This window comes from Sorangium sp. So ce1504 (assembly GCF_051521635.1).
Taxonomy (GTDB): domain Bacteria; phylum Myxococcota_A; class Polyangia; order Polyangiales; family Polyangiaceae; genus Sorangium; species Sorangium cellulosum_B.
Window position 1 is genome coordinate 6,184,641 of record NZ_CP150365.1, and the last position, 16,753, is coordinate 6,201,393.

At 71.9% G+C, this 16,753-nt stretch carries 10 protein-coding genes; 9 read left to right on the forward strand and 1 reads right to left on the reverse strand.

Annotation, left to right across the window (positions count from 1 at the left end; translation table 11 throughout):
• Positions 1 to 274 precede the first annotated feature (274 nt).
• Positions 275 to 2,254 (reverse strand): DUF6345 domain-containing protein, encoded by a 1,980-nt coding sequence (locus WMF39_RS23140; RefSeq protein ID WP_437747627.1) that lies wholly within the window; start codon positions 2,252 to 2,254, stop codon positions 275 to 277.
• Positions 2,255 to 2,475: 221 nt separating this feature from the next.
• On the opposite strand from WMF39_RS23140, the gene WMF39_RS23145 reads away from it, so the two are divergent.
• From WMF39_RS23145 to WMF39_RS23185, 9 genes are all read left to right on the forward strand, one after another.
• Positions 2,476 to 3,588, forward strand: coding sequence for a polyprenyl synthetase family protein (locus WMF39_RS23145; RefSeq protein ID WP_437747628.1), 1,113 nt, complete (start codon positions 2,476 to 2,478; stop codon positions 3,586 to 3,588).
• The gene (mvk, locus tag WMF39_RS23150; protein ID WP_437747629.1) at positions 3,585 to 4,613 is read left to right on the forward strand and encodes a mevalonate kinase; all 1,029 of its coding nucleotides are present in this window, start codon (positions 3,585 to 3,587) and stop codon (positions 4,611 to 4,613) included. Before WMF39_RS23145 ends, mvk begins: the two co-directional genes overlap by 4 nt.
• The gene (gene mvaD, locus WMF39_RS23155; RefSeq protein WP_437747630.1) at positions 4,610 to 5,617 is read left to right on the forward strand and encodes a diphosphomevalonate decarboxylase; all 1,008 of its coding nucleotides are present in this window, start codon (positions 4,610 to 4,612) and stop codon (positions 5,615 to 5,617) included. The genes mvk and mvaD overlap by 4 nt, the downstream gene beginning before the upstream one ends.
• Positions 5,614 to 6,606: a hypothetical protein gene (locus tag WMF39_RS23160; RefSeq protein WP_437747631.1), complete on the forward strand. Its 993-nt coding sequence runs from the start codon at positions 5,614 to 5,616 to the stop codon at positions 6,604 to 6,606. The genes mvaD and WMF39_RS23160 overlap by 4 nt, the downstream gene beginning before the upstream one ends.
• 530 nt (positions 6,607 to 7,136) lie before the next feature.
• Complete coding sequence (locus WMF39_RS23165) at positions 7,137 to 8,024, forward strand: hypothetical protein (RefSeq protein ID WP_437747632.1); 888 nt, start codon at positions 7,137 to 7,139, stop codon at positions 8,022 to 8,024.
• A gap of 119 nt (positions 8,025 to 8,143) precedes the next feature.
• A complete protein-coding gene (locus WMF39_RS23170; RefSeq protein WP_437747633.1) occupies positions 8,144 to 9,400 on the forward strand; it encodes an AAA family ATPase in 1,257 nt (418 codons plus the stop codon).
• Positions 9,397 to 10,194, forward strand: a complete 798-nt coding sequence (locus tag WMF39_RS23175; RefSeq protein ID WP_437747634.1) for a hypothetical protein — start codon at positions 9,397 to 9,399, stop codon at positions 10,192 to 10,194. The genes WMF39_RS23170 and WMF39_RS23175 overlap by 4 nt, the downstream gene beginning before the upstream one ends.
• 313 nt (positions 10,195 to 10,507) lie before the next feature.
• The gene (locus WMF39_RS23180) at positions 10,508 to 14,410 is read left to right on the forward strand and encodes an RHS repeat-associated core domain-containing protein (protein ID WP_437747635.1); all 3,903 of its coding nucleotides are present in this window, start codon (positions 10,508 to 10,510) and stop codon (positions 14,408 to 14,410) included.
• A gap of 32 nt (positions 14,411 to 14,442) precedes the next feature.
• The gene (locus WMF39_RS23185) at positions 14,443 to 16,446 is read left to right on the forward strand and encodes a hypothetical protein (protein ID WP_437747636.1); all 2,004 of its coding nucleotides are present in this window, start codon (positions 14,443 to 14,445) and stop codon (positions 16,444 to 16,446) included.
• Positions 16,447 to 16,753 lie beyond the last annotated feature (307 nt).

Here is a 16,753-nt window from a genome sequence, read left to right on the forward strand (position 1 = left end):
TGCACCCAGAGCGGGCGTCTGACGTTGCCTGAAGGACGAATTCGATAACACACGGCTGAATGCGCCGAACAAAACCCCCTGTCGCCAGGCAGTCGAGGGCTCAGTGCACGAATCCCGCCGCCCATCGGTCACCAACGTGAACGTGGTCGTAGTCGTGAACGTTCACGTTGGTGAGCGATGGTGGGGCGGGCGTCGTGGCCTGAGCGCGAGCGAACGAGCTTGGTGAATACCGATGCCCTCGTCCGCCTGGATCGGTCCGGTGTTGTTCGGCGCGCTACGTCGGCCCGGAGATCCGCCAGAACCCGATCCTCGCGGCCCCCGCCAGATCCGGCCCAACCGGCCCCTTCCCCCAGAAATGATCATCGTAGTTGGGCACCGTCCACCCCTGCCCGTACGCCCCCATCACCGCGTAGATCACCTCGTCGTCCGGCTGGACCTCGATCGCCGTCGTCACCCACGCCTGCCGCACCGGCGCCGGGCTCGCGTCGTCGAGCAGGTAGCGCGCGAACATCGATCCTTCGGTCGTATCGTCGAACGACTCCGTCGCATAGCCGAGCAAGAGGTGCAGCCCATCGAACGCGCCCGCCCACCGGTAGCGCCACGCGCCACCGTCGTCCTGGAGCGGGCCGCAGGCGGCCACCACCATCCACTCCAGGTTGGCGTTGCCCCAGCGAGCGTCGCTGAAATGGAGGACCCGGTCGTTCATCGCGCTGCAGAACATGAACCCGACGCCGTTCGCGTGCCCCGTGTAGAACGTGAGATCCACCGAATCCGCGAACGACGCGTCCTGGCCGCCCAGAGCCGGATCCTTGAAATCGACCTCCCACGCGCGCTGATCGCCCCAGTTGAAGCGAGAGTCGATGCCCCCCTCCCGGAAGCTCTTCATCAGCCCATCGACGTTCGCCGCCGAGTGATCCAGGCCGCCGCAGAGCCCGACCCACTCGGCGCCGACCGCCGCGCGGCCATCGTCGACCGGCGGCGGGAGCGGCGGGCGCGCCGCGCCGAGCCCCGCCGACGCGCGGCCGAACGAGAGCCGCTGCGCCGCCGTCGCGACAAGACCGTCGGCGTCCGTGACATAGAGCGAGAGCGTCTCCGTCTCCCCGCGAAGGCCAGAGACGCCAGACACCTTCACCCGCGCGCCGCCTTCGCGCCCTTCGCGCCCTTCGCGCCCTTCGCCGAGCACGTCGAGCCCGTCGAGCGAGCGCGCCGACGATACCCACCTGTACGTGTATGGAGCAGTACCTCCGGTGACGCTCGCCTCCGCGAGCGCGGTCGCGCCGTCCACACGCACCGAGATCTCGGCCCTCGGAGCGTCTATGACGGCCGGCACGATCCGCTTGCGGACGTCCACCACCTCCCCGCCGACCGTCCGCCGTGCGCTGCACACATAATGGGGCAGGATCCGCCGTACCTCGCGGGAGAGCGGCGGCGCGTAATAGACGAGCTCCGGCTCGGCCGCGATCACCGCGCCGCCGCCCAGCGCGCCGGCGCACAGCGCGGGGGCCTCGGAGGCCGGGACGATCGCGACGTCCTCCCCTCGCCCAAGCTCGCGCCGCGCGTAGATCAGGTGGGTCACGGCGCCCTCGCCGTCGAACGTCACGCGGACCTTGGCCCCGGGGCCGATCAGCCGGATCCCTTCGAGCTCGTCGCGAAAGCTCACCTGCGTGTCGAGCTCTGCCCGCGCCACAGTTCGCCCCTCCGCGTCGACCGCCTCGAGCAGCGAGTGGCCGACGGCGATGTCGCTCCCGGCCGGCAGGCCCGCGGCGTCCAGCGCGGCCCACGCCCGCGCCGCCGCGTCCGGCTCCGGCAGGACGCGCAGCGCCGCGAGCGCCTCGAAATCCAGGGCGTCATCGCCCGCCGACGTCTCGAAGCCACGCTCGTCGCGGAACCCAGGCGCGGGCGGCGCGTCGGCCTTCCTCGTGGGCAAGCGCTGGAATCGCGCGCTGTCGAGGTAGCGAATCGCGCCGTCGGCCACGAGCACGCCAGCGCCTCCGCGCGCGGGATCCTCCGCGAGCCCGAGCGCGCCGGCGAGCGCCGACGCCCGCGCGACGTCGGCGCCGCCGCCGATCACGCGGTATGCGGGCAGGAATCGCGTCTCCCTGCCAGGCGACCCCGCGGCAGGCGACGCCGCGCGGAACACGCCGCGATCGGCGCTCTCCGGGAGATCCTCGCGGGCGTCGCGGCCGCTGCACCCGGCGACGCCGAGGGTCACGAGGAGAAAGACGCCCAACACCCCATCCGGTGATCTCTTCATCAAAGTCCCCCTTTCCCTGCGGCCACGGCGAGGCTCGGCGCGCAACTCCGCACGAGCGATCTCGCAGGGAGCCTCCGCGCGGCGCTCGCGGCCCCGCGACGCGAGCACCACGCATTGCACGACCCAAGCCACCTCGGCCGCGCCGCTCCGCGGCGAGACTCCCCGCGCTCTCGGCCGAGATTGACCGCCTCGCGTCCGGCTCCTAGGCTGCCGCGCATTCCATGACAGCGCACACGAAGGACGGAGAGAGCGCGCCCGGCGCCGGCGATCGGACGCTCGAAGGGACAGCGGATCCCGGCGCGCGCCTGTTCCTCGACTTTCTCTCCTCGATCCGCCCCCGCGTCGACGCCGCGCTCGATCAGCGCTGGCGCGACAAGGCGGCCTCCGTGCAGCGCTACGGCCGCGAGGTCGAGGCCATGGTCTCCGAGGCGAGGAGCCTCACCCTGCGCGGCGGCAAGCGGTTCCGCGCGGGGCTGCTCGTCGCCGCCTACCAGGGCGTCGCGCCGGACGCGCCGCTCGGCCCCGCGATCGACGCCGGCGTCGCGCTCGAGCTGCTCCAGACGTACCTGCTCATCCAGGACGACTGGATCGACGGCGACACCGTCCGGCGCGGAGATCGCACCGTCCACGTCGCGCTGACCGAGACGCTCGGCGATCCGCACCTCGGGGCGTCATCCGCGATCCTCGCGGGCGACCTCACCTGGAGCTTCGCGCTGAGCACGCTCGCGGGCGCGGACGCGCCGCCGGCGACGACGCTCGCGGCCGTCCGGCTGTTCTGCGAGATGCACGAGGACGTCGTGATCGGGCAGCACCTGGACGTCGTCGGCCGGGCCGAGGACGTCGAGCAGATGCACGCGCTCAAGACCGGCAGCTACACGGTGCGCGGCCCGCTCGCGCTCGGCGCCACGCTGGCCGGCGCGCCGGCCGAGACCGTGGCGGCGCTCGAGCGGTTCGCGGCGCCCGTGGGCGTCGCCTTCCAGCTGCGCGACGACCTCCTCGGCACCTTCGGGAGCGCCGCCGCGACCGGCAAGCCGGTCGGCAACGACCTGCGCGCCGGCAAGCGCACCGCCGTGCTGGCCGCGGCCGAGGGGCGCCTCGACGCCGCCGGCCGGAGCGCCGTCGAGCGCGCGCTCGGCCGCAAGGACGCGAGCGACGACGCCGTGGCGGCCGCGACGCTCGCGCTCGAGGCGTGCGGCGCGCGGCGCGCGGTCGAGGAGCGGCTCTCCGCCCTGTGCGGCGAGGCCGAGGTCCTCGCGCGCTCGCTGCCCGTGAGCGCGTCGGCGCGGCAGATCCTGTGCGGGGCCGCGAGCGCGCTCCGGTGGACCGGCGCATGACCGAGGCGCTCGGCGAGGCGTCCGGCAAGGTCATCCTGCTCGGCGAGCACGCCGTCGTGTACGGGGCGCCCGCGCTCGCCGCCGGCATCGAGCGCGGCGCCCGCGCGCGGGCAACCCGCTGCTCCGGCGCGAGCGCCCTCCGGCTGGGCGGGCGCGAGCTCCGCGCGGCGCCGGCCGAGGAGGACGTCGCGCGGGCGTTCGCGGCGCTCCTCGGGGCGCTGCCCGACGTCGGCCCAGTGCGCGTCGAGGCCGAGAGCGATCTGCCGCCCGGCGGCGGCCTGGGCAGCTCGGCGGCGCTCGGGGTCGCGATCGCCCGGTCGGTGGCCGCGCTCGCACGCACGCCCGCGGCCGCCGCGCGGACCGCGTCCGAAAGCGCAACCGCCGTGCACACCGCGGCCGACGCCGCCGCCGTGACCGACGCCGCCGCCGCCTGGGAGCGCGTGTTCCACGGCAACCCGTCGGGCATCGACACGACGGCCGCGGCCCGCGGCGGCTGCTTCCGCTTCACCCGGGCGCACGGCGCCACCTCCGTCGCCCCGCGCGACGACCTGTGGCTCTGCGTGGGCTCGACCGGGGTGTCGTCGTCCACGCGCAGCATGGTCGAGCTCGTGGCGAGGCTCTTCGAGCGCAAGCCCACGCTGGCCGCGACGTCCATCGCGGGCATCACCGCGCTCGTCGAGAACGCGGCCCTCGCGATCGAGGCGGGCGACGCGGTCGCGCTCGGCCGGCTGATGGACCTGAACCAGATGCTCCTCGCCGGCATGTTCGTCTCGACCGAGGCGATCGAGGCCCTGTGCAAGCTCGCGCGCGAGGCCGGCGCGCTCGGCGCCAAGCTCACCGGCGCCGGCGGCGGCGGCTCGGTCATCGCGCTGCTCCCGCCGCCTCCACCGGGCGACGGCGGGGCGAAGGCGTCGAACGGCGCCGCGGACCGCGTGCTCGCCGCCTGGCGCGACGCGGGGTACAGCGGCTTCGTCACCCGGGTGAAGGCGGGCGTGACGAGGACGGAGTCACAGGAGCAAGCATGAGCATCGTGAGCCGGGCGACCGCGATCGCCCATCCGAACATCGCCCTCGCGAAGTACTGGGGCAAGCGGGCCGATGGCCACAACCTGCCCGCCGTCCCGAGCCTCTCGGTGACGCTCGCCGGGATGGCGACGACGACCGAGGTCGCCTTCGACGCGTCGCTCGACCGCGACGAGCTCCACCTCGGCGGCGCGGCCTTGCCGCCGGACGCGGAGCCGACGCGCCGGGTCGCAGGGCTCCTCGACCGGGTCCGCGCCGCCTCGGGGCGGCGCGAGCGCGCCCGCGTGGTCAGCCGGAACGACTTCCCCACAGCGGCGGGCCTCGCCTCGAGCGCGTCGGCGTTCGCCGCGCTCGCGCTCGCCGCGAGCGCCGCCGCGGGCCTGCCCACCGCGCCCGCGCTGGTGAGCGATCTCGCGAGGAAGACCTCGGTCTCGGCCGCGCGGTCCGCGTTCGGCGGCTTCGTCGAGCTCCGCGCCGGCCGCCCCGGGGACGAGGCGCTCGCCGCGACGCCGCTCGCGCCCGAGGACCACTGGCCGCTCGCGGTCGTGATCGCGGTGACGCGCGAGGGCCCGAAGGACGTGGGCTCCAGCGACGGCATGCGGCACACCGCGATGACGAGCCCGTACTTCCCCGCGTGGGTGGACGCGGCGCCGTCGCTCTTCGACGCGGTCCGCGCCGCGGTCCTCGCGCGCGACCTCGCCGCGCTCGGCGCCGCCGCCGAGGCGAGCGCCCTGTGCATGCACGCCTCGAGCATCGCCGCCTCGCCGGGCCTGCTCTACTGGACCGGCGCCACCGTCGAGGTGATCGCCGCGGTGCGGAGGCTCCGCGCCCAGGGGACGCCGGCGTTCTTCACCATCGACGCCGGCCCGCACGTGAAGGTCTTCACGACGCCCGAGGCGCAGGCCGCCGTGGGCGCGGCGCTGCTCGCCGTCCCTGGCGTCCTCCGCACCATCACGGCGATCCCCGGCGGCGGAGCCCGCCTCGCGCCCTCGTCCGGGGGCGCGTGATCGTCCGGGCGCCTGGCAAGCTGGTCCTCTCGGGCGCCTACGCCGTGCTCGAGGGCGCGCCCGCGCTGGTGGCCGCCGTCGATCGGTACGTCCTCGCCGACCCGGCGCGACCCGCCGCGCTCGTCACCGAGGAGGTCCAGGCCGCGATCGACGCGGGCGCGCTCGACGTGGCGGCGTGGTTCGACGCGTCCGCGCTCCGCTCGGCGGAGCCGGAGCCGCCTCTGGCCTCGCCGGGCGCGCCGCCCCGCGAGGCGAGCCGCAAGCTGGGCCTCGGATCGAGCGCCGCCATCCTCGTCGCGACGCTCGCCGCGCGCGCCGCGGCGGCCTCGGAAGCGCGGGCGGCGCCGGCCGGCCAGCGCGCGCCCGCGTGGGACCCCCGCGCGCTCTTCCTCGACGCGCTCGCGGCGCACCGGCGCGCGCAGGGCGGCGGCAGCGGCGTGGACGTCGCGGCGAGCGTCTACGGCGGCGTGCTCTGCTGCCGGCTCGGGCCGGGCGGCGAGCTCGACGTGGCGCCGCACGCCCTGCCGGGCGGCCTCGTGATCGAGGTCTTCGCCAGCGACGCCTCGGCGCGCACGAGCGCCATGCTCGAGCGCGTGCGCGCGCTCGCGGCCCGCGAGCCGGAGACGCACCGCGCGCTGCTCGGCGCGGCCGCCGAGGGGGCGCGCGCCGCGGCCTTTGCCGCGGACGCCCGCGCGCTCGTGGCCGCGCTGGATCGGCAGGTCGACGCGCTCGCCGAGCTCGGCGACCGTTCGGGCGCGCCGATCGTCACCCCCGCGCTCAGGCGCCTCCGCCCCGCCGCGGCCGCCGAAGGAGCAGCGATCGCGCCGAGCGGCGCGGGCGGAGGTGACGTCTCCCTCTTCGTCGGCGGCGCGCCGCCCTCGACGGCATGGCTTGCCGCGGCGCGTGAAGTCGGCCTCGAGCGCGTGCCGATGTCGCTCGGCGCCCCCGGCGTCCACGTGCTGGACGCAGCCCGTCCGCTCCCCGCCTGAGCGCGTCCCCTCGCCGATCGTGCGCCGCGCGGTGCCGGAGCGCTTGGCACGGAGCCCGCTCTGCTCGCTCCCAGATCGACCGCGGCGCTGCGCTCGGGCGACGCACCGCGGTCCTTCATGAGGCCTTCGGGACGCGAACAGCAGGGAAAGCATGGACTTCGTGGAGCCGGCGATGCTGCAGCGCCGCCGTGAAAGCTTGAGTTTTCATGGTGATACCGCCTGGACGGCCGATGAGCGCGGTGGGCGCCCGGTCCTCCAAGGCGGGCTCCGCGGGCAGGAGGCTGCCGGCGCGGGCTCGGCGGGCGTGACCTGCGTTCACAGCGCGCTGAGACGCATCGGCGCGGGGGCGCGCGCAGGCGCGCCGGACCGCCGACCGTCGGTCGCGGTCCGGCCGCGGGGGGTGGTGAACGGGGTGAGGTGGCACGAGGACCACAGGACCAGGTGAGGAGGGGGGCTCCATGACGACGTGCGATCGAGAGCTTTGCCGATTGGAGGATGTGCTTGGCGCCAGCATGGCCGAGTCGAGGGCCATGCTGGCAGCGTTCGGCGTCCAGGTCGCACCGCTGCGGAGGCGCACCGCGAGCACGTACCTGGGGCGGGTGCTGGTCCACCCGTACAACCTGCTCGTCGTGGGGAGCGCGCTCCTCCTGAGCTTCATCGGCTGGAGCCCGCTGCTCCTGCTGCTCGGGCTCGGGGCGGAGCTCGTGATCCTGTGCGTCATCCCCTGGCGCGGCTTCTTCCGGCGCAGCATCGACGCGCAGCTCGACGAGGTGGATCGGGCGGCCTGGTCGAGGGCGCGCGAGTCGTTGATCCGGCAGATGGACATCCGGCACCAGCAGGAGCTCGCACGCCTCGACCGGCTGATCGATCGCACCCGCGAGAACATCCGGCGCCGCGGCGGATCGATCCCGCCCCTGCTCGACGAGGGCTTCGGCCTGAGCCGCCTCATCATGAGCTACATCCGCCTCGCGATCGCGCACAAGGCCGGCCAGGAGTCGCTCGCGATGACCAACCACGGCGAGCTCATGGACACGATCCGCTCGCTCGAGGCGGTCCGGAGCACGTCCGCGGGGCGGACCCGCGGGCTGTCCGAGCGGCGCCTCTCGATCGCCTACCGGCGCGCCGAGTGCTGGAGCCAGACCCGCGACGGGCTGGAGGTCGTGTCGCAGAAGCTCGCCACCATCCTGGAGCTCATCCAGCTCATGCACGAGCAGTCGATGACGCCCGTGGATTCGCCCGCGACGTGCGTGGAGATCGACCGGTTCATGCGCGAGCTCGACGATCTCGACAACGGCGAGAGCACGCAGCGCGAGCTCGCGGAGCTCGACATGGACATGGACAGGGCGTTCGAGCTCGAGGAGCTCGAGACCGAGCACATCCAGCACAGCCGCCCCCCGATGCGCCTCGTCGCGCGCTGAGCGGCGCGGATCGGCGGCGCCGGCCGGCGCGATCGCTCGGCGACGCGGGGGAGCGCGCGGCGCCGCGCTCGGGCCGGTGCCGTTGACGGCGCAGCGCGGCAGGCTAACGTCGGCGCGCGATGCTGAAGCTCAGGCGACTGCGGATCGAGAAGTTCCGGGGCGTGGCACCGGGCACGGAGCTCCGGTTCTCGGACGGGCTCAACGTGATGCTCGGCCAGAACGGGACCGGAAAGACGACGCTGCTCGAGCTGATCTCGATGGTGGTGAGGTCGGATTTCAGCAGCCTGGCCAGGGAAGAGTTCGCGGTGGAGTACGAGCTCGCGATCCCGGGAGAGGCGAAAGCGGTCGTCGCTGTCAGCAACAAAGATCAGACGAGCGTTGCTGGGACAATGCCTCGCATCATCATCGACTCGCCGGAGCATTGGCGAGCAGTGGCAGCTGTCACAATCGAGGACTCGTCATCCGGAGCTCGTCACCACATCCGGTACGACAGCGAACATGGACTCACAGTAGGAGATGAGCCGCCGGTCGGGCGGGCTCGCGACTTATCGTGCCTCGATCCTGGGTTCCTCTGGGTCTACATGGCGCAGGATCCAGGACCCATCGCGAAATCCATGCACGACAACGTTCTACTCGCGAGCGCCGCCCGGCGATTCGATGAATCGCTGGAGCTCTTCACGTGGCTCACCGGGTCGAGAGATGCTCACCAGAGGGCCATACTCTATCAAAAAGGGAAATTGGTCCCTGTAGTTGGCGTCCTTCTCCTGCCGGATGTGCTTGTTCTCAGACTGGAAGCGATGCATGCGCGAACAAAGTCTGACTACGTCTTCACGCACACCGAGCTCGATTTCCTGGACATCCTCAGGAAGATCATGGGATTCGATGGCTCCGAGCTCAAGGTGGAGGTGACCGAACGGCACCCGTGGGGACACGACATCGAAACGTTGACGCTGGGAGATCTCGTATTCCGGTTCTGGTGGGAGGGCGGCGAGTTCATCACCCACGCGCGCCTGAGCTACGGGCAGAAGCGCCTGCTCACCTTCTTCTATTACCTCGCCTGCAACGACGACATCGTCATCGCCGACGAGCTCGTGAACGGCCTGCATCATCACTGGATCACGGCGTGTGTCGAGGCCATCGGAGAGCGTCAGGCGTTCTTGACGAGCCAGAACCCGCTCCTGCTCGACTACGTCCCCATCACCTCGCCCGAGCAGATCCACCATAGCTTCGTGCTCTGTCGCGGCGAGCGGCGCGGCGGCAGACCGGCCTGGACCTGGACGAACATGAGCGACGAGGACGCAGCGGAGTTCTTCGCCGCATACGAGGTCGGCGTCGAGCATGTGAGCGAGATCCTGCAGTCGCGAGGGCTGTGGTGAGCGACGAGGGGGCCCGCCTCTCGATCGTGATCCTCACGGAGGACAGCGGCGAGGACGGTCGCGCGACCGTCGAGGCGCTCGTTGGCCGGATGCTCGAGCTCGTCGTTCCCGGTTACGGGCGCCATCGGGTCGACTTCCTTCCGAGCGAGCCGAAGGAGGAGGAGGCGATGCGCGGCAACGTCTGGAAGACCGACGGGAAGAACCCGCGCGAGCACGAGCGACGCATCCGGCTGCTCAGGTACATCGCGCGCAAGCTGTTATCGCCGAACACCTTCGTCGTTTTCCATCTCGACGGCGATCGGCCGTGGGCCGAGCGGAACACCAGCGAGAACCTCGACAAGTTCGATCGACGGGTCCTCACGCAGCTGCCGCAGGTCGCCGAGCGGGGTCGCGCGAACGCTCCTCGGACCAGGCTGCGAGCCAAGGACGACGCCGAGCCGCCTGCGCCCGTGCTGCAGATCGAGCGTCTCCTTCTCGTCTGCCCGTTCCGGAGCATCGAGGCATGGCTCTACCAGAACGTTCGGCGCGCGAGCGAGATCTGCCGCCGCGAGCACGGGGGCCGCCACGTCGGGGACATCGAGTCATGGGAGGGAAGGCGTGCGGAGCTCGATGAGCTGCCCGCGCCCGACCAAGCGCTGTGCCTGAAGAAGGCATACAACAGGGAGCTCGCATCCAACGGATTTCCCACGCAGCTCGCCTACGACGTGAGGAAATCGTTCGCCGAAAGTGTGGATCGCATGGGCCGGTGCGGCGCGTTGCGCGCTGCGCTCGAGCGCACACGCGGCTGGGAATGATGCGGCCGCTGCACCAGCGGCGCTGATGAGGGCGAGGAGGACCTCGGGCGCACCGCGTCGACGGCGCCACGGCCGCAAAGCTGCCACGCGCTTCCGCGAGCGCACGGCCGTGATACCCAGCTATCATGGGACAAGCCACGTTTCTCGCCCGGCGGCTCACGCCAAGCGGCTGCATCGTCGGAAGAAGAGCGAGCCCGACGTTCCCGTCTGATCCACCCCCTCCCCCCACGTCAGCCGCCCCCGGAGAAGCCGTCCGAGCCATGCGGTCGCAAACGCCGTTGCCCTTTCGCGTCGCGCCGTCGAGGATGGCCGCATGCGAACAGCGCCTGTGCCGAACATCCCCGCGATCCCCGGCATGAATCCGGGAGTCTTCGTGATGGGCGGAGGAGGAGGCGGCGACGGGTCCGGGGGGAAAGGCGGCGGCGGTTCGACAGGCGCGCGGGGAGCCGACGGGAAGGGCGGCGGCAGTGACGCTGACGGCGGCGGGAAGAGCGCGGGGTCGTGCGGCACCGGCTCGACCGACGGCGGCGGCTGCCCCAACCACCACGGGCCCGGTACGAGCGGCACCATGTCGCGCGGCGATCCGGTCGACGTCGTGACAGGCCGCGTGTTCACGCTGCCCGCCGTCGACCTCTTTCTTCCGAGCCCGCTGCCGCTTCGGATCGAGCGCACGTATTCCAGCACGTCGCGCGACCGTGACGTAGGCCTCGGACCGGGGTGGACCTTCTCGCTCGTGTGGCAGGTGATCGAGCGCCGGCGGTCGGTCCGCGTCATCACGTCCGACGGCGTGGAGCACGATTTCGGCAGAATTGAACCGGGCGCCGGTGCGATCGGCCCCCATGGCTGGCTCCTGCACCGAGAGGGCCTCGGGTTCCGGCTCGATCTACCAGACGGTCCGCGCCTCATTTTCGAACTTCAGGTGCCGTCGGACGACGGCATGACCTACCGCCTCTCGGCGATCGCCGATCGCTGGGGCAACCGCATCGTCTTGGACCACGAGCAAGGCCATCTCGTTCAGGTGACCGACGCCGCCGGACGGGTCGTACGCGTCGTCCGCGGGCGCGATGGCCATATTGCCGCTCTGGAGGCGAAGAACGCGCTCGAACAGGGGAGGTGGGTCCCGTTCGTCCGGTACTCGTACGACGCACACGGGCGGCTGACCGGCGCAGAGGACGCCGATGGCGAGCTCACGACGTACGCGTACGACGAGCGAAACCTGCTGACGTCCACCACGGGCCCGACGGGCCTCACCTTCTTCTTCCGCTACGACGCGGCGAGCCGATGCGTGGAGACCTGGGGAGAGGTTCCAGGCGCCACGGACATCAGCCTCGCGGAGGATGTCCCCGCGGTCCTTGCGGATCATGAGACGAAGGCGCGAGGGGTCCTCCACACGAAATTCGAGTATGGGGATGACGGTTACTCCGAGGCCGTGGATTCGGTCGGACTGCACCGCTATTTCGGCAACGCGCACGGCCTCGTCGCCAAGGCGGTCACGCCGCTCGGCGTCTTCCTGCGCAGCTACGACGACCGCGGCTTCCTCACCTCCTTCACGGACGCGCTCGGGGCGACCACCACCTGGGAGCGCGACCTGTTCGGGCGTGAGACGAGGGTGGTCGATCCGCTCGGGCGCGTGACGACGATCCGCCGCGATCCGGCGGGCGAGATCCTCGAGGTGTTCGGGCCTGACGGCGCCTCGACGCGCGTGCACCGCGCGGGCGACGAGCTGAGCTGGACCGACCCGCTCGGCGCAACGTGCATCGTGCGCTTCGACGCGCGAGGGCAGCCTGTCCGGGCGGAGTGGCCCGACGGCAGGACCATCGTCTTCGCGCGGGACGCGCACGGCAACGTGATCGAGCGCGTCGACGAGCTCGGGGCACGCACGCAGGCCAGGTACGACGCGTGGGGCCGGTGCGTCGAGATCCTCGACGCGCGCGGGGGGAGGACGGCGTTCACGTACTCGAACGCCGGCCGCCTGCTCTCGGTGCGCTCGCCTGACGGGGCCATCGAGCGGTACGCCCACGACGGCGCCGGAAACATCATTGCAATCACCGACGCCGAGGGTCGTACCACGCGCCTGTCCTATGGCGGCTTCCACAAGCTCTCGCGCATCGAGAAGCCGAACGGCGAGGTCGTGGAGCTCCGCTACAACCGCGAAGGGTGGCTCTCCTACGTCAAGAACGCCCGCGGCGAGATCTACCGCTTCACGCGGAATCCGGCGGGGCTCGTCGTGGAGGAGCACGCGTTCGACGGGCGCGTCACGCGCTACGGTCACGACGCGATGGGCCGCGTCGTGTGGTCGAGGAACGGCCTGGGCGAGCGCACGGAGTACGAGCGCGACGCCGCCGGGCGGCTCGTGCGGCGGGTATTCGCCGACGGGACGGAGGAGTCGTTCGAGCACGACGAGAAGGGAGACATCGTGGCCGCGGCGTGCCCTGCCGGGCTGTTCGCGTTCCAGCGCAACGCGAACGGCTGGATCGTGCGTGAAGAGCAGCACGTCGCGGGCGAGCGCGCCGACGTGCGGATCGACTACCGCCTCACGGGCGAGGTCGCCGGGCGCCGCACGTCGCTCGGGCACGCGGCGCAATGGACCCACGACTTCGCGCGCGGACAGGTGCAGCTCGCGCTCGACGGCGAGGTCGCCTCGGTGTCCCAGAACGACGTCCTCGGCCGCGAGGTCACGCGCGTGCTCCCGGGCGGGACGAGGATCGAGGCAGCGTACGACGCGCTGGGGCGGCTTTCGGAGCGCAGGGTGATCGCGCGCGCGGCGGCGCCCGCGGTCGGAGCAGGACAGCCCGCATGGGTCGGCCCGGTGCCGCCGGCCACCGTCCGCGCCGAGGCGTTCCGTTACACGAGCGACGGGCTCCTCGCGATGCGCTGGGACCAGCGGCGGGGCACCACGCAGTTCTCTTACGATCCGATCGGCCAGCTCGCGCGTGTCTTGCGGGAGGGCCGAGAGGAGGCCTCGTTCAGGTACGACGAGACAGGCAACGTGCACGACGTCACGCCTGGCGCGCCGGGGCGCCTGTACGGGCCGGGAGACCGGATCGAGCGCTGCGGCGCCGAGCGCTACGTCTGGGACGCCGAAGGGCGCCTCGTCGCGCGACGCGAGCGCCGCTCCTCAGGGGAAGAGGCGGTGACGCGCTACCGCTGGTCCGCCGCCGGCCGGCTCGACGCCGTGGAGCGGCCGGATGGGACGGTGGTCTCGTTCGAGTACGACCCCTTCGCTCGCCGGGTGGCGAAGCGGCTGTGGCGGCGCGAGGTGGACGGCAGGCGCACGCTCCTCGAGGCGACGCGCTTCGTGTGGGACGGCGGCGCGCTGGTCCACGAGATCAAGCACAGCGCAGCGGCCGGCGGCGCGCCCATCGTCGAAGAGCGCACCTACGTCTTCGAGCAAGGCTCGACGATCCCGTTCGCGCACCGCGACGCGCGCACGGAGGGCGGCGTGCGCACGGTGTCGCCGTGGTGGCACTACGTGAACGACGACGCCGGCGCCCCGGAGGCGCTCGTGGGCCCGGACGGCCGGCTCGGCTGCGAGTTCCTGCGCTCCCCGTGGGGCGCGGCCGCCGTGGCCGACGGCGCCTCGACGAGCACGCCCATCCGCTTCCGCGGGCAGTATGCCGACGAGGAGACCGGGCTGTTCTACAACCGCCATCGCTACTACGACCCCAAGCTGGGCCGGTACATCAGCCCCGACCCCATCGGCATCGAGGGCGGGCTCAACCCGTTCGCCTACGCCGCCAACTGCCCCACGTCCGCCGTCGACCCCGACGGGCTGATGTACTCCGTCATCAAGGACGCGCGGGGCAACGTGGTCGCAGAAGGACACAACCTCAAACAAGGCGGAGGTGTCGGTGAACAGCATCCGGCGGTGCCGCTGCCCGATCGCACCTCCTGCGCAGAGATGACGGCGCTCACGAGCCTCGCTCGCAAGATGGGACCGAACACGAAGAAAGAGGACATCGCGAAGCTGTTCAACGAGGAGGGCTACACCATCGAGACCTACGAAGGCACCAAGCACCACTACGACAAGGGCGTTCGGTTCGGCGCCAACCCGTGCGCCGCATGCAAGCAGATGTTCAACGACATGGGGATCACGAAGGGCATCATAGGACACGCACCGAGAAAACCCGAGAAAATCAAGCCTTGGGACGGAGAAACGACGTACACCCCCCTCTCCGAGCAGGTACTGCAGCAGGCGCAAAAGAGGAGACGATGAGAGATTCAATGCCTGACGGCCAAGAGCCTCCGATGCATACGGTGGATCGACTGCGCGGGCCGGAGGGTGGGTACGCGCGGTCGCATGCTGGCCTGGCCGAGTTCTGGCGATGGCTTCAAGAGGACGCCCTGGCCCGGTCCGCTTCCGAGCAAGACGCCGCTCTCCTCACGGCGCTCGACCGGTGGTTCGCGGAAGGGCCGAGCTGTGCGCTCGTCGTCGGCGCAGATCAGACGAGGCGCACCGCGGCCCTCGCGCGATGGGCCCTCTCCATGGCGACGCGCAATAGCGCAGAGGTGATCTTTCTTCCGGTGAGCTCGTGCTTCGGAACCGCGGTGGAACGCGAGGCGCTCAAGGTGCTCCTCGGTCTGTTTCGAAGCTCGCGGTCAGCAGCATTCTCTCGACCAAGCAGCCCTAATGAGCTCCGGTGGTCGATCGCGGGAGCGTTGCGGTGGGATCTGGAGATGGAAGATCCTGTGTTGCTCGTGATCGTCGACGGCCTCGAGCGCGCGGCGGACTGGGGGCCGGAGAAGGGGGTACCATTTCTGAACGAAGCCGGCTTCAGGGTGCGGTTCCTCGTGTCTGTGGGCGTAGAAGGTCCTTCCGCCCGGTGCTCGGACTGGCGTCAGCATCTCCAATGGACGGAGGAGAGGTCCGCGGTGCTGCACCTAACAGGAGACGCCACCGCCTCAGAAGAGGCGGTGCAGCAGGCGCGAGACACCCTGGCCGGGAGCGGGGACGAAGGGCGCGCGGCGGAGCGATGCCTCGACGCGCTGGCGGCGGCGCTCGCGCCGGTATCGAAGGACGACCTGATCGCGGCGTGCGGACTATCCAGCGGGTCGGTCGAGGCGCTCCACGGCGCGCCGCGTCCGGCGCGTGATCTCGTGGTCCTTGGAGACGACGGGGGCTACCGCTTCCGCGACGACGCGACGCGTGCTCGCTGGGCTGCATCGGCGGACATCGCGTCACTCGAAGACGGCATCGTCGATCGAGGCCTGGCCAGCCTGCGCGCGGCCAGGGCCCCCGCGGGCGATGCGATCGCCTGGCCTGCTTACCTCGTCGAGTACCTGGGGGCCCACATGTCGCGACGAGCGCCTGCGCTGTCCGCCTTCATGGAGCTCGTCTCGCCGGCGTGGCTCGCCGCCTGGATGGACAGACCGGGAGGGCTCGTGGGGTTCGTCACGGACACGCGCCGCGCGCGCACGGCTGCGGAAGAGGCGCTGTTCAATGCGTCCACCGAACCGGAGCGCACGGCGGCGTTGAACCACATCACGCGGTGCGCCGTCGTCGAGGGGACGCTGTTCGCCAAGGAGGGAAGCCGGCACGGACCGCGAGACGATCGCGCCCACCCCTACAAGGAGCCGAGCGTGGATCTCGCGAAGCCGACGGGCGCGGCGCGCGCGCGAGCGGTGGCGCTTCTCACGCTCGCAGGCACCCTCACCGGGGCCGAACGGGAGGCGGTGGAGGCGTGGGCGGACGAGGCGCGGGCCGCGCTCGGTGAGGCCGGCGAGCTCGTGCCATGTCCGATCCCCTCGTTCTCCGGTATCCCGACAGAGGCCGATCCGGAGCTCACGCGCCGGCTGCGCGACGCCGCTCCCAACAAGTTCGGGTCTCTTCTCTCCGGGCGTTATGACCAGGCTGCCGCCGCGTGTGCGGGGCTTGAGCCGGAAGAAGCCTTGCGCCTGGCGGACAGGACGGAGGGCGTCCTCCGCGTGACCGCCTTCGCGGCGATCGTGCCGCACCTGCCCGAAGCACTCCGCGAACGAGCCGTGGCCGAGGTCATGGACGCCTACTGGCAGCATGGCGACGACGACACGCTGCGATCCGTGCTCGCATGTGCGCCGTGGATGGCGCTGGACGACGCTGCGTGCGTGTTCTGCGCTGTGCTCGGGAACCGCTGGGAAGACGACTTCGAGAACCTCTTGATCGGCTGGGGCGGGCTCACGGACTTCGCGCCGCTGCTGCGCAGGCTGGGGGGCTCGGCGGCGATCGTCGGCGCTGCCGCCGCGATCGCGGAGGTGGGCCGCTGGCTGCCGTAGCGGCGCCTCGGGCCCAGGCCGCGTCGAGACCGGCGCCGCGTCGCTGACGCCCGCCGGGGAGCCAACGCCGCGTCGCCGACGCTCCCCGAGTTCCGACGCCGCGTCGCCGACGCCCGCCAGTGAGCCCGCGCCGCGTCGCCGACGCCCTCCGAGGAGCCCGCGCCGCGTCGCCGATGCGCCTCTCCGCCGCGCCTCCTCGCCCCGGGGTGCGTTCGCAGAGGAGGCCGCCTTGCGTCACGGGCATGGACGCAATGCTGCTCCTCATGGACGCAAAGTTGCCCGCCTCTTCGGCTCCCCCACGGCCGTG

Coding starts and splice junctions, on each gene's coding strand:
- WMF39_RS23140 (WP_437747627.1), bottom strand. CDS start 2,254: ATGAAGAGATCACCGGATGGGGTGTTGGGCGTCTTTCTCCTCGTGACC.
- WMF39_RS23145 (WP_437747628.1), top strand. CDS start 2,476: ATGACAGCGCACACGAAGGACGGAGAGAGCGCGCCCGGCGCCGGCGAT.
- mvk (WP_437747629.1), top strand. CDS start 3,585: ATGACCGAGGCGCTCGGCGAGGCGTCCGGCAAGGTCATCCTGCTCGGC.
- mvaD (WP_437747630.1), top strand. CDS start 4,610: ATGAGCATCGTGAGCCGGGCGACCGCGATCGCCCATCCGAACATCGCC.
- WMF39_RS23165 (WP_437747632.1), top strand. CDS start 7,137: ATGCTGGCAGCGTTCGGCGTCCAGGTCGCACCGCTGCGGAGGCGCACC.
- WMF39_RS23170 (WP_437747633.1), top strand. CDS start 8,144: ATGCTGAAGCTCAGGCGACTGCGGATCGAGAAGTTCCGGGGCGTGGCA.
- WMF39_RS23180 (WP_437747635.1), top strand. CDS start 10,508: ATGCGAACAGCGCCTGTGCCGAACATCCCCGCGATCCCCGGCATGAAT.
- WMF39_RS23185 (WP_437747636.1), top strand. CDS start 14,443: ATGCATACGGTGGATCGACTGCGCGGGCCGGAGGGTGGGTACGCGCGG.